The organism is Thermodesulfitimonas sp. (assembly GCF_052743955.1).
On the sequence record NZ_JBRAIN010000024.1, the window covers coordinates 1 to 19,289 of the forward strand.

18 protein-coding genes and 1 CRISPR repeat array are annotated in these 19,289 nt (G+C 56.5%); all 18 genes read left to right on the forward strand.

What is annotated here, in order from left to right; translation table 11 throughout:
* Positions 1 to 232: 232 nt before the first annotated feature.
* The 18 genes from ACUVTA_RS03225 to cas2 all read left to right on the forward strand — a co-directional run bounded on the left by ACUVTA_RS03225 (position 233) and on the right by cas2 (position 18,771).
* Entirely contained in the window at positions 233 to 2,470 is a 2,238-nt protein-coding gene (locus ACUVTA_RS03225; protein WP_445951544.1) for a Cas10/Cmr2 second palm domain-containing protein, read from the forward strand.
* A gap of 5 nt (positions 2,471 to 2,475) precedes the next feature.
* Positions 2,476 to 3,066, forward strand: a complete 591-nt coding sequence (locus tag ACUVTA_RS03230; RefSeq protein WP_445951561.1) for an RAMP superfamily CRISPR-associated protein — start codon at positions 2,476 to 2,478, stop codon at positions 3,064 to 3,066.
* Positions 3,051 to 4,211 (forward strand): hypothetical protein, encoded by a 1,161-nt coding sequence (locus ACUVTA_RS03235; protein WP_445951545.1) that lies wholly within the window; start codon positions 3,051 to 3,053, stop codon positions 4,209 to 4,211. The genes ACUVTA_RS03230 and ACUVTA_RS03235 overlap by 16 nt, the downstream gene beginning before the upstream one ends.
* Positions 4,212 to 4,214: 3 nt before the next feature.
* A complete protein-coding gene (locus tag ACUVTA_RS03240; protein ID WP_445951546.1) occupies positions 4,215 to 4,691 on the forward strand; it encodes a hypothetical protein in 477 nt (158 codons plus the stop codon).
* Entirely contained in the window at positions 4,675 to 5,493 is an 819-nt protein-coding gene (gene csx7, locus ACUVTA_RS03245; protein ID WP_445951547.1) for a type III CRISPR-associated RAMP protein Csx7, read from the forward strand. The genes ACUVTA_RS03240 and csx7 overlap by 17 nt, the downstream gene beginning before the upstream one ends.
* On the forward strand, positions 5,486 to 6,382 hold the full coding sequence (locus tag ACUVTA_RS03250) for an RAMP superfamily CRISPR-associated protein (RefSeq protein WP_445951548.1): 897 nt from the start codon (positions 5,486 to 5,488) through the stop codon (positions 6,380 to 6,382). The genes csx7 and ACUVTA_RS03250 overlap by 8 nt, the downstream gene beginning before the upstream one ends.
* On the forward strand, positions 6,375 to 7,472 hold the full coding sequence (locus tag ACUVTA_RS03255) for an RAMP superfamily CRISPR-associated protein (RefSeq protein WP_445951549.1): 1,098 nt from the start codon (positions 6,375 to 6,377) through the stop codon (positions 7,470 to 7,472). The genes ACUVTA_RS03250 and ACUVTA_RS03255 overlap by 8 nt, the downstream gene beginning before the upstream one ends.
* 28 nt (positions 7,473 to 7,500) lie before the next feature.
* Complete coding sequence (locus tag ACUVTA_RS03260) at positions 7,501 to 8,082, forward strand: hypothetical protein (protein WP_445951550.1); 582 nt, start codon at positions 7,501 to 7,503, stop codon at positions 8,080 to 8,082.
* Positions 8,083 to 8,097: 15 nt separating this feature from the next.
* Positions 8,098 to 8,880, forward strand: coding sequence for a CRISPR-associated endoribonuclease Cas6 (cas6, locus tag ACUVTA_RS03265; RefSeq protein ID WP_445951551.1), 783 nt, complete (start codon positions 8,098 to 8,100; stop codon positions 8,878 to 8,880).
* A complete protein-coding gene (locus tag ACUVTA_RS03270; RefSeq protein WP_445951552.1) occupies positions 8,877 to 10,028 on the forward strand; it encodes a Card1-like endonuclease domain-containing protein in 1,152 nt (383 codons plus the stop codon). Before cas6 ends, ACUVTA_RS03270 begins: the two co-directional genes overlap by 4 nt.
* A gap of 17 nt (positions 10,029 to 10,045) precedes the next feature.
* Positions 10,046 to 11,287: a TIGR02710 family CRISPR-associated CARF protein gene (locus tag ACUVTA_RS03275; RefSeq protein WP_445951553.1), complete on the forward strand. Its 1,242-nt coding sequence runs from the start codon at positions 10,046 to 10,048 to the stop codon at positions 11,285 to 11,287.
* 780 nt (positions 11,288 to 12,067) lie between these two features.
* Positions 12,068 to 12,904: a hypothetical protein gene (locus ACUVTA_RS03280; RefSeq protein WP_445951554.1), complete on the forward strand. Its 837-nt coding sequence runs from the start codon at positions 12,068 to 12,070 to the stop codon at positions 12,902 to 12,904.
* On the forward strand, positions 12,901 to 13,887 hold the full coding sequence (cas7i, locus tag ACUVTA_RS03285) for a type I-B CRISPR-associated protein Cas7/Cst2/DevR (protein WP_445951555.1): 987 nt from the start codon (positions 12,901 to 12,903) through the stop codon (positions 13,885 to 13,887). The genes ACUVTA_RS03280 and cas7i overlap by 4 nt, the downstream gene beginning before the upstream one ends.
* Positions 13,869 to 14,627, forward strand: coding sequence for a CRISPR-associated protein Cas5 (gene cas5 / locus ACUVTA_RS03290; protein WP_445951556.1), 759 nt, complete (start codon positions 13,869 to 13,871; stop codon positions 14,625 to 14,627). The genes cas7i and cas5 overlap by 19 nt, the downstream gene beginning before the upstream one ends.
* The gene (gene cas3, locus ACUVTA_RS03295) at positions 14,573 to 16,720 is read left to right on the forward strand and encodes a CRISPR-associated helicase Cas3' (RefSeq protein ID WP_445951557.1); all 2,148 of its coding nucleotides are present in this window, start codon (positions 14,573 to 14,575) and stop codon (positions 16,718 to 16,720) included. The genes cas5 and cas3 overlap by 55 nt, the downstream gene beginning before the upstream one ends.
* A gap of 162 nt (positions 16,721 to 16,882) precedes the next feature.
* Complete coding sequence (cas4, locus tag ACUVTA_RS03300) at positions 16,883 to 17,377, forward strand: CRISPR-associated protein Cas4 (RefSeq protein ID WP_445951558.1); 495 nt, start codon at positions 16,883 to 16,885, stop codon at positions 17,375 to 17,377.
* 25 nt (positions 17,378 to 17,402) lie between these two features.
* A complete protein-coding gene (cas1b, locus tag ACUVTA_RS03305; RefSeq protein WP_445951559.1) occupies positions 17,403 to 18,398 on the forward strand; it encodes a type I-B CRISPR-associated endonuclease Cas1b in 996 nt (331 codons plus the stop codon).
* Between the two features lie 109 nt (positions 18,399 to 18,507).
* A complete protein-coding gene (gene cas2 / locus ACUVTA_RS03310) occupies positions 18,508 to 18,771 on the forward strand; it encodes a CRISPR-associated endonuclease Cas2 (protein ID WP_445951560.1) in 264 nt (87 codons plus the stop codon).
* Positions 18,772 to 18,970: 199 nt separating this feature from the next.
* Positions 18,971 to 19,265: direct repeats of the CRISPR family, unit length 30 nt; unit sequence GTTTCCAGCCTACCTACGAGGAATTGAAAC.
* Positions 19,266 to 19,289: the final 24 nt, after the last annotated feature.

Here is a 19,289-nt window from a genome sequence, read left to right on the forward strand (position 1 = left end):
CAAACCGTTGCCAATCAACTCCGGAGCGTTTACGAGAAGCTCAGGGAGTGGCTCGGCTATCCGCCGCACGACGTGGACCGCAACGTTTTAATCGCTGAGTTTGCACCCTACTTTAGCCTGACGGAGGCCGAGAGGTAACGTGCAGATCATCAACTTCTCCCACCCGTTGACGGTAGGAGCGGCAGGGAAAGGCGGACTGATGTTGCGGATGATATGGGGAGGTGAAAGAAATTTGGCGTTTGTTAACTGGTTAGAAGATATCTGCAACCCGTTGGGTGATCCAGCAAAAAAAGAGTTCCCGCCTGCGGATGCGCTTCTCTGGGTGCATCCGGTGACTAAAACCCGCTACTTCCTGAAGAAGGACGAGGCTGCAGAAATCACCCGTTGCGGGTTAGTCTGGATAGAGGCTTTGCGGCGAAATTATGATTCCGCTACTGCTATTGATTACCTGGTAGATTTTTTAGCTAAGCGAGATATCTTCAGTCGGAAGCTCTATCTTGAGGAAAAGGGTCTTAACTTCGAAGGCCAGAAAGTAGGGATAGAAGGGATTTGCGGGGTCATCCCGTTGGCGGTACTCTGGCCCGAGTTGCCTTACCCCGGGCGGGCCTCTTTTGGCAGAGATGGGGAAACAAGCCTATCCGGATGGCTGCGCGGCGAAAATAAACCGTGCGTGCGGCTGGCCGATTTCCTGCTCCTGCGAACGGGCTTATTCTATGCCCTGGCAGCCGACCGGATGCGGTCAGAGGAGTGGCCGTTGCTCCGCCTGACCTCCCTTTTGGATGGCAGCGGTGTTTTCGGGATGCAGGAACGCCTGATAGGTTTGGTACCAATCCCGGAGGAACTGCGCGAGGCTTACCAAACAGCTTCGTTTTTGGCCGGTTATCCTGACACAGACGGGGCAGCGGACACGTCGGGGATGTTGGATGTGGTTGAGGGTGGAGCCTTTAAGGTTAAGGATTACTATCTGGAAACGAACCGCATCGGCGAGATCCGCGGCGCCAGCGTGCTCCTGGACGACATCAACCGCAAGCGTTATCTTCAAATGTTTCGCGAACTGCCTGGGCTAACTACGGAATCGATTGTCTACGCCGGTGGCGGCCACGTGATGGCGGTGGTACCGGCCGGTGAAGGCGAGAGGGTTGCGGGGGAGATCGAGCGGTTGCACCGGGAGGTCTGTCTTACCGCCCGCGCGGTGGGGGTGGCGCGTAAGGTAAGGGCTTCGGAGCTGGCCGACTTCGGTAAGCTGCGCACTAGTTTGACCGAGGAAATGGTTGACCGCCGCAGCGCGCTAATCCCGGCGTGGAACGCTGCCGAAGGGGCAATCGATCTTTATCACGAGGGATTCTCGATGGGTGAGAGCTTACCCCTGCCGGCCGCCAAGCCGGGACAATGCTGCGAATCCTGCGGTGTCCGTCCCGCAACTCGGGTATGGTTGTATGAGGACGAGGACCGACCGTTATGTGCTTCTTGCTTGCGCAAGCAGCTTATCGGACGAGACGCGAAGGAAACCGTCTTTACGAAGGAATACCGGCGCTTCTGGCAGGCGCGCGGCGAGAGCGCGGACCTTTCTGCGGCGCAAGAAATCGAGGAGATTGCGGACGACAGGAACGAAATCGCCGTGATTTACGCTGACGGCAACAACTTCGGGCCCCTTTTCGGGCAGTGTAAATTCCTGGCCGGGCTGCGCCTGCTGAGTCAGTTTACTGAGAGTGCGGCCTACACGGCAGTTTTTACAGCCCTTAAAGAAAACCAATCGCTTATAAAAGAGCAATCGGTAGAAATCATCGCCCTGGGCGGGGACGATATCTTTATGCTCGTTCCGGCGCGGGCAGCACTGCCTCTGGCTGTTGCGATCGGAGAGCGATTTGACCGGTTGTTCAAGAATTTAACGGCGGAAGAGCCTCGCGCTACCCTCTCGCTGGGCGTAGTCATTGCCGGGGCCAAGACACCGGTGCGGTATCTCTTCGAATTGGCGCAAACACTTCTCAAAGAGGCGAAAAAACGGGTTTATGGGGCAAAGGAAGCTTTAAAAGAAGGGACCTTGGATGTAGCCGTGTTAGCATCTTACGCTGCCTACCAGGACAATATCACTGCCTACCGCAAGGCAACCCTTTGCAAAAATGACGCCAAACTCACTCTGCGGCCGTACACCTTTTCCGAGGCCCGGCGCTTGATGGATGCGGTGCGCCGACTGCAAGCTGCGCCGCAGGCGCCTGGCCGGAGCTGGTTTTACGGGTTGCGTCAGGCGGTAGAGCAGTACGGCCGGCAGGTGGCGGAACTATTCTTTAACTACCAGTACGCCCGCTTGAGCGACGCCCAGCGTGAGACCCTGGGGAAATGCTGGGAATCCTTGACGGGGCAATCTGATACCCCTGGAATGTTTTGCGAGCGTGATGGCTCACGCTGTTGCCCCTGGCTGGACGTGGTGGAACTCTGGAACTACGTTGGGGCGGGAGGTGAAACCTGTTGAGTCTGGTGAAGGTCGATATTACCTATCGGTTAAAGCTCATTACTCCGGTACACGTGGGAACGGGCACCGGCGGCAGCGGGTTCCTGGATAAGTACGTTTACCGGCAAGGCGGTTGCCCGGTTATCCCTGGCTCAACCGTCAAGGGACGGCTGCGAGCGGCGGTAACTGCCCTCGCACGGGCCGGGGTCTACGGCGTAGCTGAAGTTTGCCGGCGAACTGACGATTGCACCTGTCTTGTTTGCCTAATTTTTGGCCGCGCAGGTTGGGGGAGGGGAGCCTTGTATTTTGAGGATGCTCGCGGTACTGGTGATGATGTAAATCGCTGGGTCGGCGTGCGTGCCGGTATCAGCATGGACCGCTACCGGCGGGTAGCCCGTGACGGCGCGCTTTACACAGTGGAAACGGTTGGTGGTGAAAATATCGTTTTCGAAGGCCGGATTAGCGGGTTTGTGCCAGAAGAAAAACGGGCAGCGGTTATTGCGACGCTGAAAGATGCCTTCGCCTTCAACTACGCGCTCGGTTTTGGCAAGAGCCGGGGCCTAGGCTGGTTCCGGGCAGAGATACTAGAGGAGGAGAAAAAATGCGGTACACCGTAACCCTGACGCTAGATAGCCCGGCCCTGGTTGGTGACCGGCGCGAGCCGTCGGCCTACTTTCTCCCTTCGCGCGACTTCATCCCGGGAGGAGTGCTGCGGGCCGCCTTTGCCCGGGCAATTACGGAAAATTGCCCGTATTACACGGACGGTGAGCGGTTACACTGGGTGCGGTTTGCCGATGGACCCGACTGCCAGGCCTGCTCCTGGCGCGGGCTTTGTGCTTCTTTTGCGGGCTTGCGGTTCAGCCACCTGTACAAGGACGGCGCGCGGGTGGCACCGCTCACCGCATACCGCTGTAAGTTCGATAAGAAGCACCCAGTTTTTGATACTCTACTTGGCGTTGGTGAGCCTCGTTGCCCTGTGTGCGGAGAGCGCGCCGAGCGTGTTGGTGGGTACCTCAACGATAAGAGAGAGGGGATATCGGTTGACCGGCGGCTGGTAATGCGCTTGGCGGTCGACCCTTACCGGGGTGTAGCCCAAGACCGGCGGCTTTTTGCGCTGCGGGTTCTAAACGAAGGGCAAACGTTCCGGGGCCAGCTTGATATTCCGGATACAGCCGGAGGAATCCCCCAGGATTTTACGTTACGTTTGGGGGCGAAAACTACCGTGGGTCTGGGACAAGCTACCCTCCGGCTAGAAAAATCAGAGGGGTCTGGTTCTGCCAACCTGCTGGAGCGGCTGACCCGGTTCCAGGAAGGCGCCCGGGAGTGGCTTGAGCGGCGTGGGGAGACGGAGACGGGGGAATATAGCTACTTTTCCGTCACCTTACTTGCCGATGCTCTACCGGCGGCGGCGCTAACGGCAAAGGTTGAGTGGGTCCGGACGGCGGTTTTGCGGCGAGAGCTGGCAGCGGCCTTATTTCCGCCCGAGTTGCCTCTTTCAACGCGTGATCTAGATGCGGTTAGGATTATTGCTGATTTCCGGGTTTACGGCGGCTACTGCACGGCGGAACGGCCTGGTGGGCGCCGGGAAGCAACACTACATATCGCAGCTGGGAGCGTTTTTCTCTGCCGGGTGCGTGGCGCGTTAGATGATGGGTTGCTTCAGGCGCTCCAGCTTTTGGAGGAACAGGGCGTGGGTGCGAAAACCGAGGACGGTTACGGTGCGGTATGCATCTGTGATAGCTTTCACCTTGAGGAGGGATGACCGGTGGGTGTTAATGAGACGCTAGCGGCGGATTTCGAGCTTGAGCGGGCGAGGAAGCAAGCACTTGACAGGTTGAAGGAAGAGCTGGCGCAAAAGGCGGCTCAATTCTTGAAGGATAGCGACTCTAAACCCCAAAAAATGGGGGATAAGCAGATTCGAAACCTAGTAGCGTTGGCCCAAATGGCGGCCACACCGCTGGAAATTAAAGCCTTTATCGATTATCAGATGGGGCGTGATGAGAAGGAAGAAAACTGGCGGTGTAAAATAGGCGGACAACCCTTCGGCGAGGCCTTGAAGAAAGAGATCGAAGAAGTAGAGGACTTGGCTCGAAAAGAACGCCTTGGGGACAAGCAGTTTGTCCTTCGCTGCCTGGCCCAGTTCTTTGGGTATCTGGCCTGGCGGGTCAAGTACTTGGAGTGCCTTAAAGGGAAGGACAGAAACAAGAAAAACGGAGGTGAGCGCCGTGACGGCCGGCGTTAGCCTGTTTTACAATACCTTCTACAACCGGCGTCGGATCACCGGGCGTTTGGTAGCCGTAACCCCGCTGCGCATCGGGAGTGGGGAGGCTCTGCCTAATCCCACTGCAGGAGATAACCCGGTCATCCGCGACGCCTACCAGCGTCCCTTCATCCCCGGTTCGTCCTTCAAGGGGGTCTGGCGGTCCTTTGCCGAACAGGTTCTGGGACAGCTTGATAACGGCGACCGGGGGTGCTGTGATCCGTTGGGTGCTCCGTGCCTGCCTACAGAAACGGTGAAAAAACTTAAGAAAGAGCATAAGGACGATCTTCCGCTGGCCGAAGCAATCTACGCCCGGCTTTGCCCGGCCTGTCGCCTCTTTGGTAGCCCGCACTTTGCCGGCCGTCTGCGGGTGCGGGATTTACTCCTGGAGGAGCGGAGTTGGCCGGGCTTTTGCGAGGTCCGCCCCGGGGTCGCCATCGACCGGGATACCCGCACTGCTTACCCCAACCGGAAGTACGAGATTGAAGCGGTACCGGCCGGAACAGCTTTTACCTTTGAAGCTATAGCAGAAAACGTAAGCGAAGAGGAGTGGCGGCATATCCTCCTTACTTTGCTGCCTTTTACGCGCGGGGAAATTCCTCTGGGTGGCTGCACCGGTCGCGGTCTCGGCCGCGTGCGCCTGGAAGCTGTCCAGGTATTTTCAGTTACTACCGCTAATCTGCAGAATTTTCTGGCTCGCGGGTGGAGCGGCATAGTGTCGCAAGACGTGGAAAGCGCCTGTCGTGAGGCGGGTCTTGCCCTGGGAGGTGAGACGGGTGTTTAAAAATCTGCGTAACGAAGCGCGTGTTTCTTTCTGGCTGCATACTGCCGGACCGCTTTTGATCAAGGGGCCGGACCAGCCGGGTCTTGACCCCCTGTTGCCGGATATGCGCTTTGTCCGTGCCTGGCGGAACGGCAAGGAGGTGCCCTATATCCCGGGTTCCAGCCTGAAAGGCGTCCTGCGGAGCCGGGCGGAGCAGATCGTCCGGGCGCTGGCACCGGAAGGTATGAAGATTCCAGATCCGTTTGAGCGGCAGCGCGAGACAGAGAAAGAAATGAAAAACAGATATAAATCGGGCCGGGACCGCTACTACGCTTCGGACCCAGTAACCCAGCTTTTCGGGCAGACCTACCTGGCGGGACGCCTGCGTTGTGCCGACGCCTTTCCGGTGGAGGGCAGGCCTTTGCAACTGAACGAGCGGAATCACGTGGCTATCAACCGGATTACCGGCGCGACCCAGGGAACGGCCTTGTTTAGCCCGGAGGCGGTCGAAGAGGGAACCTTCGCCGCAGAAATTAGCCTAACTAACTTCGCGCTTTGGCAGCTAAAGCTGCTCGGCTGGTTGTTGCAAGACCTCGACGAGGGTTACGTCTTGATCGGCGGCAGCACCACTCGGGGCTACGGCCGGGTGCGCGTGGAGAATGTCCAGGTGGTGCTGCGGGATTACCGTGGCAAGCCGCCTGGAGAGATCCTCCGTGGCTATGAGGATGGTGACACCGTGAAGATAACCGGTTGTCGGTTTAACAGGCGAGAATACTGCTGGGAGGCTGTCCGTAAAGGTTTTGAATGGCTCGTGAACCTCGACGTTGACCTGGTGAAAGAACTGGAAAAGCTGCACCGCAAACAGAAAGAGGTGCAGCAAGGGCGGGAGAGGGTGAGTCACGGTGGCTAAAGGAACCGGGACACTGCTACGGAAAAAACCCTACGCTTTTGTGCCCTTGCTCGCGGTGCGCCGCGAGGACCGGCGCCCCATCGTGCCCCATAACCGGATCGACCCGCGCCGGCTAACCGGGCAGCTGGTTTTGAAGCTTGAAACTATAACCCCCTTGCACATTGGTACCGGCTCGTACCGCCTTGTTAACGGGCAGCTGGTCCGGGCCTTTCTGCGCCAAGGTGAAATCCCGGTTATTCCCGGCTCTTCTTTAAAAGGAGTGGTGCGGAGCCTGGCCGAGGCGGCGTCGCGGAGCTGCCTACCACAGCCCCCTGGTAAAAACTGCCGAAGGCTGCAGGGCGCTTTTCCGCAGGGAATCCGGACACCGTGCACCGAAGGAGCCGCCTGCATCGCCTGCCGGCTTTTCGGCTTTGTCCAGGGGAAGAAGGGCTACCGGGGCCGGGTGGTCTTTGGTGAGTTTACGCCTGGTGATAGGGTGGAACTGGGCGTGAAGGAGCTGCCGGCATTAGAGCAGCCGTTTAAGGATTATCCCCACGGCAACCGCGGCTGCGGTAACGAACGCTTGTATTACTGCCGGTTTTACAAAGCGGTTCCCTGTAACGGACCGGCCTACTGTCCCGACTGTACGAAAGACGAGTGGTTAAAATGGCAGAGGGATTTTAGAGACCAACCGCCTCCTCCGGCTTTTCGCGGGCGAAAGTTTTACCTGCAAGGAGAGCCTCGCAAAGGAAACCAACCTTGCGAAATGGTCCTGCCCGGCAGCTATTTCCTGGGCAAGGTAACCTTCCAGAACCTCGACCAGGAGGAATTGGCGCTACTCTGCTTTGCTCTCGGGCTCGATGGCAAAATCCGGCTTGGTTTGGGTTATGGTAAACCGGCCTACATGGGCACGGTGCAGGTGCGGTTTCAGGAAGTGAGGTGGTACACTCGGGATTGTTTAGGGTTTTTGGGGTCACAGGATTTGGATCCGGTAGCGCTGGCGCAAGATTATGGCCAGAACGACCCTGAGATTGCTGCCAACGTTAGGCTGCTGCGGGAGATCCTTTCTGGTAAGCGGCACGGTCCAGCTTGGGGTGCCGAAGGGTATTAGCGGGATGTAAAAAGAAGGGGGCATGGCAATGGCGCTGGATAGAGAACGGCTCTTGAAGATAGCTTACCAGCTGCTTGAAGAACCTGGATGGCCGCAGGGTTCGGATAAATCGAGCCCCACTGCCGTAAGTACGGTAGCTAATATCTTTCGGGAGTTTGCGCGCCTGCCGGCAAATACGGACCGGTTGCACCAGGCGCTGTCCTTGATTGAAAAGCTACCGGAGAGCCCGCTGGCGCGTTACAGTATGCCAGGCCAGTACCGGGGGATTCTTACTGTCCTTCGGGTGCGTAACGGCCGGGTGAACCACCCTGATCTTAAGGGCCTTTCTTTCGAAGAGCTGGCCTACGTTATCGGATGGGTGAACCGGTTGCACCGCGCAGTTAGCGTCTCTCTAACACTACCGCCAGGGGACGATACGGTGCAGCGCAGGCAAGAGAAACATGCTGCGGCCAAACGAGAGGGGCGACCAGAACCAGGTGGTTCAGGGAAGCTTCAGGGGACCTCTGGTAAAGCGGCCATGACGGCAAAGGACAATCGTGGTAATACGGACGATATTGACCCGCGGTGGGCAGCGCTTAAAAACTGGCCCGGCTTCAAGAAAACAAAATAGCGGGAGGAATTACCCGTGCAGCTCACGATCTTCTTTAGCGCTCCGGGGCCGGTGGCCGTTCCGGTGCAGTACAGCCACCTGCTCCAGGGGCTCATCTACCGGCAGATGGAGAACCCCGTGCTGAGGAGTTACCTCCACGACCAGGGGTTCACCCTGGAAAAACGGCGGTTTAAGCTCTTTACCTTCTCGCGGCTGCTGGGCCGGGCGGCGCGTTACGACCAGGCGGCCGGGCGGCTGGTGCTCACGCCGCCGCTGCGCCTGGTTATCTGCTCCCCTATCCCCTTCATCCTCCAGGAGCTTGGGACAGGCTTTCTGCGTCAAGGGCGTGTTCGCCTCGGGGAGGCCCACCTGGAGGTGAAGGAGATGGCGACGGCGGCGCCGCGGGTGCGGCAAAACACCCTCCGGGTGCGGATGCTCTCGCCGCTGGTCACCTACAGCACCTTGGATAGCGCCGGCGGGCGCGCCTACACCTACTACTACTCGCCTTTCGAGCCGCGCTTCGGGGAACTGGTGGCGGGCAACCTGGCCAAAAAGCACCTCCTGATCCACGGGCGCCCGGCCGACACCGGGGGGTTCACCATCCTGCCGGTAGGGGTGACGGACCGGGACCTCAAGGTGACCTACTATAAAAGTACCGTCGTTAAGGGCTGGATGGGCCACTACGAACTCCGCGGCGACCCCGGCCTCCTGCAGGTGGCTCTCGACGCCGGCCTAGGCGCGAAAAACTCGCAGGGCTACGGCTGCTGCGCGCCGGTGGAAGAGGCGAAGCCGCCCACGGCGGCCGGGGCGGACCGGTGACCGTTGGGGAGGGCGGCAGCGTGCAAGCGATGATCGCCTTGGTGAGCGAGCAGCGGATGCAGAATATCATCCCCTGCTACCAAAAAGGGCTTACCTTTACGGAAGTACATCTGGTGCGTTCCTTAGAGGCAGAGACTCCCGGCAGTTCTTTATCACGCGCTTGGCAGAACACTAAAGAGGTTTTAAAGGATATGGTGCGGGTTCAGGACGCAGAGCCGGCGGTTGACGCCTTTAACGTCGGCGCAGCGCAGGCAACGATAAGAGCGGCTATCGAGCAACTAACCGGAAAAGATCTTCGGGTGGTGGTAAATTTTACTGGCGGCACTAAATGTATGTCGGTAGGCGCATTTCTTGCGGCGATGGAAACCGGATGTCCGGCTCTCTACGTGGATACAGACCACGAACGTCTGGTTTGGTACCACCGGGAACAACAGATAGCGGAGCATAAGTTTGATCTGCGGCCGATTACGGTGTCCTTTTACTTAGCGGCCTACGGTTTAACCTGCAAAGAGCCTGAGCAGCAAGAGCAACCGCAGCGGCTATCCAAACTGATTGACCTCATCTTAGCTTTTTGGCCCCGGTGCGTGTCTATCCTTGAAGAGTGGGCTGAGGTTGCTAAAAAGAAATCGGAGTTGCCCTCCTCTCTTCGAGAGTCAAACCTATTCGTGAACCAGTTTATCAATCTCCTGTTCCGGTTCGAACTCCTGGATAACAAGAACGGCAAGCTTATCTTTACCAAGGACGGCGTTGATTTTATTACCGGGGATTGGCTCGAGCTTACGGTTTACCACCTGCTGCGGTCGCACAGCAAAGGTGTGGGCGCGAGCTTTGATGATGTGCAATGGTCAGTCAAGGCCGAACTTGAAAAAGTGGAAAACGAGCTCGACGTGGTCCTGACACGCAGGGGGCAGCTTTTCGTCATCGAATGCAAAAGCGGCGACCTTCGCGGATCAGCCAGCCAAGCCACGCTGAACAAGCTTGAGGCGCTCCGCTACCGCCTTGGGCGCTTTGCGCGGTTGGTTTTTGTGACCAGCCGCCCAGCTGGCGAAGTCCCATCCTTTTTTAAGGCGCGGGCGAAAGAGTATGGCATTAAGTCCGTCGTCGCTCGGGAAGACCTTATGCGGTTGCCAGAGTTGTTAGCTAGCTAAGGAAGGGTGAATCAAGGATGCCGCGCGTTTTAGTGATATCGGTTGGTGGGTCTTGTGAGCCAGTGGTTAACGCCTGCCGGGATCTCAGACCCGATTTTATTTACTTTTTCTGTTCTGAAGATCCTAAAGGAAAAGGAAGTTCGCTCACCATTGATGGTCCCGGGGAGCCTTGTGGGGATAGGAAAAGGGCTATAGCGCACCAATTAGGTCTTCGGCCGGATGCTTACAGAAAGATCAAGGTGGAAGACCCGGACGACCTGGATGCCTGTTACAAGATTGTGAGAAAGGCTAGCGCAGAAATCACCGCCCGCTTTGGTTCTGGCGCCGAGGTGATTGCTAACTACACCGGTGGCACCAAAACAATGTCCGTAGCCCTCGCTTTGTTTGCTATTATCGAGGGAAACTGGAGTCTTACTCTAAATAAAGGCCCCCGGCGCGACCTTGTTAAAGTGAGGGTCGGAGATATACCTGTGTCTGTCGACAGGCAGGTGGTAGCCCTTACCTTGCTGCGAAATCAGGCCAGAGAATTCCTGAAACACTATGCTTACGATATGGCCGATGCGGTTCTCGCTGAGGCTACTGCGAACCAGCCTCTTTCAGGGTCTTACCAAGACGAGCTGCTCCGCGCGCGCCGGTTATGCCAAGCCTTTCATTCCTGGGATGTTTTTGATCACGCGCGGGCGTTAGAATTGCTTCGGGCTGTAGGAGGAAAGCGTTGCGCGCCCTTTATAGAAGCGCTCTTATCCATTACGGGAGAGAGAAGAGCTACCGGGTACGAGCTCGTAATTGACCTTACCTTTAACGCCCGGCGGCGCGCAGCGCAGGGGCGGTATGATGATTGCGTCGCCAGGCTCTACCGGGCGCTGGAGATGTTGGCCCAGGTCCGCCTGCAGAAAGAGTGGGGGATCGAGACGGGTAACGTAGAGCTTGCGAAGCTGCCGGAGCATCTTCACGAGCGGTATAATCGGCTAGCCGATACGGACGGCCGCATCCGCCTGCCTTTGAAAAGGGCTTACGACCTTCTTGCGGACCTCGGCGATACCGTCGGCCGTTTATGGCAAGAAAACCAGCAGCGGCTGCTAGCGGCGCTGGAAGGCCGCAACAGCTCGATTTTAGCCCACGGCGTGCAGCCACTACACCGCGAAAACTACGAAGCATACGCCACCGTTATCGAAGACTTTATCCGGCAGGTGCTGGAAACCCTCGGCGTAAAAACGTGCTGCCGCCAACTCCCCCGGGAGGAGCTGCTCGAAATGTGATTCAGTCGCGGTGCCGAGGCGGTTTTGGTATTGTTCTACCAGTTAAAACAGTAGCTGCTGCTCTCCTCAAAGCAAACGGGTTCTTGTAGTCTAAGATTGGGAGGTGAGCAAATGGCTCGCAAGAGTGCTTCCCAGAAAGAGGCGAACATTTCTGTCCAAATTGACCTGGAGCATCCTACGGGAAATTTCTGGGTGGATAACGGTTTGGTAGCCTTGTACGATTTGGTAGGTGTAGGAGAGCACCAGTTTGAGCAAGTACTGGACGAGATGCAACGGCGTTTAGTGCAAAAAACAGGCAATAAAGGCAAGTATCTGGATGAGGCTACGGGGGAACTAAGGGAATACGAGAAAGTGAACTGGGTTTATCCGACCAATCTTTTCATTAAAGTTGTCGGCAGGGCGCCCAAGCAAAAGATTCACGACAAGGATTACTTTACTCAACCCCCCTGCCCCAAGTTGAGCCTCGAGTTTAAAAAGAAAAAGGGATATTGTGATATTTGCGGGGCGCTGGCGCCTCTGACTGATGCAAAGATGTGGATATTTCCCTTTGTGGTGGAACCGGGTAAATTTGGCAACTTTTACTCGGGAGCGAAGCGAGGAGTCAATTTATGTCCCCGTTGCGCGGTTGCGGGGGTAGCGGGCTATCTAACCTGGCTTTGGGTAACGCAGGGGAGGGATGCTCTCCACTTCTTTCTCTTTCACACCAACTTGCGTGAAATGGCCCGACTTCACCGGGAGGTACTTCAACCGTTACGTTTGGGGGGGAGAAAGGGGGGTAATGTGCGCCTTCCGTTTTACGGACCCTACCTTCACGAAACAACGCTCGCGCTGCTGTTGGAGCTGTTTTCGCACGTGCGGCGTTCTGATCGCCTAACTGACGAGGGAAGGGAATTCCTGGCTTCTCTTTTGGGAGCAACGGCTGCTCTGCCCCCAGCTCCCCTTACGCTATATGCAATTATGGGCAAGCCGGGACAAGCCTTCAATATGCAAGTTTTTCGCGAGTTTTCCCATCTTCACGCGCTCTATCGCCTTTATGAAACGTGCATAAAGACATTGGGAGGTGATAATCCTCAGCAGACGTTGGCCGGCGTTTTTCGCCAATTTCAAACAAAGGAGGGGGACCAGTTCAACACGCTATGGCGTGAAAAAGTCAGTTGGGCTGTTCTGGAGTTTGGAGATCCGCTTCCCTACGTGGAGGCCTTTCTTTTTGAAGCCCGGGTCAAAGAGAAAAGCCCGTCGCCGCTATCTTGGGGAACGGAGTCTGTGTTTAACCATTACGCCAAGGAGGTTTTGAATGTGGATGAGGGTTTGCTGAAGGTACTGGGCGGCTTTGGCCACCGGCTTGGTTCTGTTGCCCACGAGAAGAAGGAAATGGGTATCCTTTATGCCCTCCGGAACGCGAAGAACCCGGAGGAATTCTTCCGCGTGCTGAACGATATCCAGTTCCGGCTGGAGTTGACCGTACCCGAGAAGCTTTTGGAAATTGGGCAGGGTGAACGCATTGCCGGTAGTCCCTGGGTGAGGGTCAAGACGTTACTCTCCATTTATGCGATGAACAGTTATCTCCGGGCCAGGAGAAGCCCAGCTACCGCTGAACAAGGAGGAGATGCAGCGTGAGTGGTCATTCCGCGAGTAAGGCTATTGCTATTGGCTACTTGATGAAGATTTCGGCAGGCAACGTTAATGCTTCACATACGGAAGGCAACGTGGTAGTAACAAAGAAAGTCACCCTGCCTGACGGCAGTGCGGTTCCCTACGTGTCTGGACAAGCCCTTCGAAGGATGCTGCGCGACCGGATGGAGGAATTAGGGTTTCCTTTGTCGGAGCCTTTTGCTCAGGTGAGCGACCAAGAGGTTACGCCACCCGTCCGCCCGTGGGAATTTGCGGACGAAGACCTTTTCGGTTACTTGGACCCTTCCGGTGGCCGGCGGCGGACTTCTCCCGTGCGTGTTTCCGCTGCTGTTGGGCTTTTCCGCTTCCAAGGCGACCGCGACTTGGGTACCCGGTCTTTCGAGCGTTTCGGGCAGGCGATGGCTGCCGGGGGCAATATGTTCGAGACGGAACTCTACGCGAATCTCTTCAAAGGCGGTCTGCTGGTAGAGTTGGACCGAGTAGGTGTGTTCAGCAATTTAGAAACAGGCAATGTAACAGAAGTCCCCGAAGGAACAGTGCGAGTTGAGCAAAATGGCCATCGGTTTCTCATTCTCTCCGAGACGGAGCGAATACGGCGGCTCCAGGCCCTTTTCAGTGCCTTGGGTATTCTCTGGGGTGGGGGACGCACGGCTCGCATGCTCAGCGACCTTTCACCGCGCTTCTTCGTGTACGCGCGGCTAAAGGTCAAACATCCGGTCTTCTTGGAGGCTTTAGATGCACGTTACGAGAACGGGGCTTTTTATCTTAACCCGGAGCCGTTGGTAAACGCCCTGGAGAAGTTCCAAGGATACCGGGATTCTACGCTATTCGGGCTGGAACCAGGGTTTTTGGGTAATGAGGCTGAGGTTCGGGAACGGCTTCAGGCTTATGGTCCGGTGCTCACGCTTCATGAGGCATTAACCCAAGCCAAGGAGGATGCGGTAAAATCATGGACGTCCTCTGGATAAAGGTCGCGGCGCAGGTAGCCTCGTTTCGCCGGCCGCTGGATCATAACTACCAACGGACGTTGCTTTTACCGCCTCCAACTACGCTTCTCGGTTTAGCGGGAGCGGCTTTAGGTCTTTCTGACCGGGAACTTTGGGATAAGGGCAGCCCTGTTAGGGAGCTATACCTTTCCGTGCTTGCCCTGCAAAAGCCGGGTATGGCGCGGGATATGTGGACGGTAATGAAAATCAAGGATAATAAAATCGCGGAGCGCTCACCTTACTTTCGCGAACTACTCTTCTTTGTTCGGTACGTGCTGCTCTACGGCGGTCCGCGAAGATTACTGGAGAATCTGCGGGCGGCCTTTACCGATCCTGTGTATCCTCTCTCTTTGGGGCGGGAGGATGAGTTAATAACCATCGAAGAAATCGGCCTCGCAGAAGCATCGCCGGGAACGGCTTGCTTTCGAGGCACTATCATTCCTGGCGACTTCCGGCAGCTTCATTTCCGTCTGTCTTTACGACCCGGAGTTCGCTTCGAGCCTCCAGTGGTGGAAATTCTGCCCTTGGGCTTTACTCTGGACGAAAAAGGACTGCGCCATCCAGTAGGTTCAATACCCCTTACGTTTCTTTCATTGGACCTGGAGGTCGAACTTCCGGGGCGGGAGCCGGTTTTTACCTTCGAAGCTCTGGAAGGGAGGAACTTTACGTGGGTGAATCTTCCCTCCTCGCCAAACCAGACGTCTCCCTCTTTGTCCATCTGAAGGAAGTGACCGAGCAAGGTCGCATATTAGCCCGGCGCTTGGGCTTTTCCCCGGAACTGGAGAAGCGGGTGGTGTTGGCGTGTGCCTTTCACGATCTTGGCAAGGCTACAGAGAGTTTTCAGGAGTATGTTCGGGGGCAGAGGGGCAAGGCCTATCCCCACGCTTTGGCTTCTCTGCCCTTCGTACTCACTGCGGAGCTCCGCGGGTTGGCTCCGCCGCCCCTAGCTGCAGCGGCTGTGGTTAGCCACCACTCGCCGCTCGGACCGGAGGTTTATAAGGGATACGAGTTTCCGGATTACCATCCGGAACTGCGTGCTTTTCTCCAGCTTCTTCTGGAATACCTGAGAGAACAAGGATTAGAAGGTCTTCCTTCGGTTCAGGAGTGCCTGACTCTCCAGGGCGAGCCCCCCGCAGGGTTATTGGATGCGTCACTTTCCGGGCAAAGCTTGCGCGGGATTTTCCAGCAGCTTCCGACAAAGGATTTTGCCGACGTAAAAGCGGTTCTCCACCTTGCTGATTGGCTGGTTTCTGGCGGCCGAGAAACAGCGGAAAGCCTTTTCTTGCGCGACGGTAAAGGAGCCATCGATACATTTGTTAGGCAGCAAGAAAGCATCAAAAAGCTCTGGGATTTTCAACAAAAGGCAAGCGATCAGCGAGGAAAAAGGCTTTGGCTCCGGGCACCTACGGGCACGGGTAAGACGGAGGCTTTACTCCTTTGGGCAGGTAACACAGATCGCCTTCTCTATTTACTCCCTACGCAGGCGACTGTTAACGCCATGTGGCGTCGCCTGCGCAAGATTTACGGCGCGGAAAACGTTGGTTTAGCCCACGGCAAAGCAGGCTATGTCTTGCGCAAGGAAGCGGAAGAGGACCCCCTTGACTTTCGCCTTTTTGCTTCGGTATTTGCCAAACCGGTAGTGGTGGCGACCCTTGACCAATATCTGTTGGCCCACCTGCATGGGCGGCATTGGGAGGAGCGGCTGGCTCTTGCGCGGCGGGCAACAGTCGTACTGGACGAGATTCATAGTTACGAACCGTACACGCTGGGGCTGCTTCTGGAAGCCTTAAAGCGGGAACCACCGGCGCGTTTGGCGCTGGCGAGCGCGACGCTGCCAGAAGCATTGTTAAACCTTTTTGAAGAAGCTCCTCTCGTAGAGGGGGAAGCGCCGCTTTGGGAACGACGCCGCCACCGCCTGCGGATGCGCGGCGGACCTTTGGCCGGGGCACTGGGTGAAATTCTTGCTCGCGCCAGTGAAGGGAAAACTGTTCTGGTTATCGCTAATACAGTAGGCCATGCCCAATCTCTCTACCAGGCGCTTCGGGAACAAGGGGGGGAAAGGGTTCGTTTGCTTCATTCCCGTTTTACTTTTCGTGACCGCCAGCGGAAAGAAGACCAACTTACCCGGCCGGAGCCGGGTACCGTTCTCGTGGCTACTCAGATTGTCGAGGTTAGCCTGGATATCTCCTATGACCTCCTCTTCACCGAAGTAGCTCCATTGGATGCTTTGGTACAACGGATGGGGCGGGTAAATCGAAAGGGCGACCGACCTCCGGCGTCGATATTTGTTTTCAAGGAGTGGTCCCCGGGCTCGGAAAAGATATACGGCAGCGAGATCCTGACTCGCAGTTGGGACCTTTTAGAAACCTTGCCGGAAGAGCCAACGGATCGCGATTGGGCAGAAGCTACCCATTGCTTGTACGAAGAAATAGTGCCCCAGGCTTCCTACCAGCAAGAAATCGAGGAAGGACGCCGTACGTTAGCCGAGGTGCAAGGGGTATTGGGCTGTTACACCATAAACCTTTCGGACGAGGAGATGCGGGCAAAATTCACTACTCGCCGTGGGCATCTTTCTATCGAGGTTCTACCCGAAGCATTCCGGGACGAGGCCTTTGCCCTTATCGAGCAGAACAAGCGTTGGCGTCTTGTCGAATTACTGGTTCCCGTGCCGATTTATTGGCTTGCAACCTATGCCGAATGGTTCTCTCCTGCCGCGGATTTGGATTGTTATATCACGGCGCTTCCGTACAATAAAGAGGTCGGCCTATCCCCACCGGGCGGAGAAGAAGTACCTGGAGGGATAGAGATCTGGTGAAGAAATATTTTTCACCCTGAAGATGCAGCAGACAAAATCTTCGCTACGTTTTGCTTTTGAATAAAACGTGACTCTCGAAAGGATGCCTGGCGATTACCAATGGAGGGGAGGCGGCTGGAAATACAGGGCCCAGAGTCCCTTTGGGTAAAAGAAGTTGTTTTTATGCCACCAATTATAGGAAGTCTTGTCCACGCGTACGTGGTATGTCCAAGAAAGGCCTGGCTCATGTCGCGCCAAATCTGCCCCGACGAGGACCACATCTACCTCCAGCTGGGTCGGCTCATCCAGAGCCAGAGCTACAGCCGGGAGCGCAAAGAAATCCATCTTGGGCACCTGGCGCTTGATCTCGTCCGCCGGGGCGGCCAGAACCTGGTCGTCGCCGAAGTGAAGAAAAGCTCGCGTGCGGTAGCTGCCGCCCGGATGCAGCTGGCCTTTTACCTCTACGAACTCCGCCAGATGGGTTTGGCGGCTCAGGGGGAGCTCCTTTTCCCCGAAGAGCGCCGGCGGGAGCCGCTCGTTCTCACCGACGCCTTAGCTGCGGAAGTAGCGGCGTTAAAGCAAAAAATCCAGGCGCTTCTCTGCCAACCGGTGCCACCGCCGCCGACGCGGATCCCGTTTTGTACCCGGTGCGCTTACAGCGACTTCTGCTGGGCGTGAGCCTGAGGAGGTGCCGCCAAAGGCGATGCAGAAAAGCCTCTACCTCTTCCGAAGCGGCCGCTTGCGCCGGAAAGAGAATACCCTCTGCGTTGAAGCGGAGGAACAAACCCGCTATTTTCCCGTAGAAAACATCCGGGATATCTATGTCTTCGGCGAGGTGGACCTGAGCAAGAAAACGCTCGAATTCTTGCACGAGAAAGAAGTCTTAGTTCACTTCTTTGGTTTTCACGGCAACTATGTCGGCAGCTTCTATCCCCGGGAGCATTACAACTCGGGCTACCTTATCCTGAAGCAGGCCGAGCACTACCTCGATCCGGAGAAGCGGCTGGCCCTCGCGCGGCAATTCGTTGCCGGTGGCCTGGCGAACATCCTTCAGGTGCTCAAATACTACACCAACCGGGGCAAGGAACTCGCAGCTACCGTCCAGGTCCTGGAAACCTTTTGTGGTGGCAGCCTTCCGGCCTGCGGCACCGTCGAAGAACTGATGGCCATCGAGGGTAACGCCCGGAATTACTACTATGAAAGCTTCAACGAGATCTTGAGCGGCTCCCCCTTTACCGTTGAAAAACGGAGCCGGCGGCCGCCCGCCGACCCGCTCAACGCCCTCATCAGCTTTGGCAACTCTCTTGTTTACGTCAAGATCCTGAGCGAAATCTATAAAACCCACCTTGACCCGCGGATCGGCTACCTGCATGCGACCAATTTCCGGCGCTTCACCCTCAACCTCGACGTAGCCGAGATCTTCAAGCCGATCCTCGCTGACCGGGTTCTCTTTACCTTGATCGGTAAAAAGATGATCGGTCCGAAAAATTTCGACCGCCAGGGCCCGGCCGTTTTCTTGAACGAAGAGGGCCGCCGTCTTTACGTGCAGGAGTTCGAAAACAAGCTCCGCAACACCTTTTACCACCGGCGCCTTAAACGCCACGTCAGCTACCAGACGCTGCTTCGCCTGGAGCTTTACAAACTGGAAAAGCACCTGATCGGTGAAGAACCGTACGAACCGTTTGTTAGTCGCTGGTGAAAAGCCTGCGGGTCTACCCGCATCTGGTTCGCTTTAGCGAGGGCCAATGATGCGGCAACGCCCTAAAAACGCCTGCGCCCTTTTTGCTGCGAAAGGATGGTGGTAGCCGGTGTACCTGATCTTAGTTTACGACGTCAACGTTAAGCGCGTCGCCAAAGTCCTAAAAACCGCGCGCAAATACCTTCACTGGGTCCAGAACTCAGTGCTCGAGGGCGAACTAACCGAAGCCGGCTTCCGCAAGCTCAAGGCCGACCTCGCCCGCGTCATTGACCTCAGCGAAGACTCCGTTCTCTTTTACGTCCTTGGCGACTGGCGTTACACCACGCGCGAACTTATGGGGGTAAAAAAAGGCGGCGAAGAGTGGATCTGGTAGCAGGAATCCTGTCGTCGGTGTCCAATAATGTAAAAAACCCGGGCGACCGACGCCACCGCTGCGGGCGAAAAGCGAAAGCGCGAAAACGCTTTCGCGGTAAAGCCGCGGGTGTTTTTGGGCTATAACGATTTTCGGCAAACGGTCGTTGTCTTGGCCAGGCGAAGACAGGACAGGTAGTTGACGCATGCGGTCTGAACGGGTTTCCAGCCTACCTACGAGGAATTGAAACGTAGTTTTCTGCTTGGCGGGTTTGCTCCGGGTTTTCTGTTTCCAGCCTACCTACGAGGAATTGAAACGCATCCTGGCTTGGAGCTATTGCGTTGTGGTATGGTGTTTCCAGCCTACCTACGAGGAATTGAAACACTATTTTTGTCCGGTTGGTGAAGCTTTGGTTGTTCGTTTCCAGCCTACCTACGAGGAATTGAAACATTTGCTCATGTCCAATGCTTCTAGTCTGTCTACTGGTTTCCAGCCTACCTACGAGGAATTGAAACCGTCGTACGCCCGGTCGCCCATGT

What these genes read in the sequence shown, in the direction of transcription:
- ACUVTA_RS03235 (WP_445951545.1), top strand. Translation starts at nt 3,051, where the DNA reads ATGCGGTACACCGTAACCCTGACGCTAGATAGCCCGGCCCTGGTTGGT.
- ACUVTA_RS03260 (WP_445951550.1), top strand. Translation starts at nt 7,501, where the DNA reads ATGGCGCTGGATAGAGAACGGCTCTTGAAGATAGCTTACCAGCTGCTT.
- ACUVTA_RS03275 (WP_445951553.1), top strand. Translation starts at nt 10,046, where the DNA reads ATGCCGCGCGTTTTAGTGATATCGGTTGGTGGGTCTTGTGAGCCAGTG.
- cas5 (WP_445951556.1), top strand. Translation starts at nt 13,869, where the DNA reads ATGGACGTCCTCTGGATAAAGGTCGCGGCGCAGGTAGCCTCGTTTCGC.
- cas4 (WP_445951558.1), top strand. Translation starts at nt 16,883, where the DNA reads ATGCCACCAATTATAGGAAGTCTTGTCCACGCGTACGTGGTATGTCCA.
- cas1b (WP_445951559.1), top strand. Translation starts at nt 17,403, where the DNA reads ATGCAGAAAAGCCTCTACCTCTTCCGAAGCGGCCGCTTGCGCCGGAAA.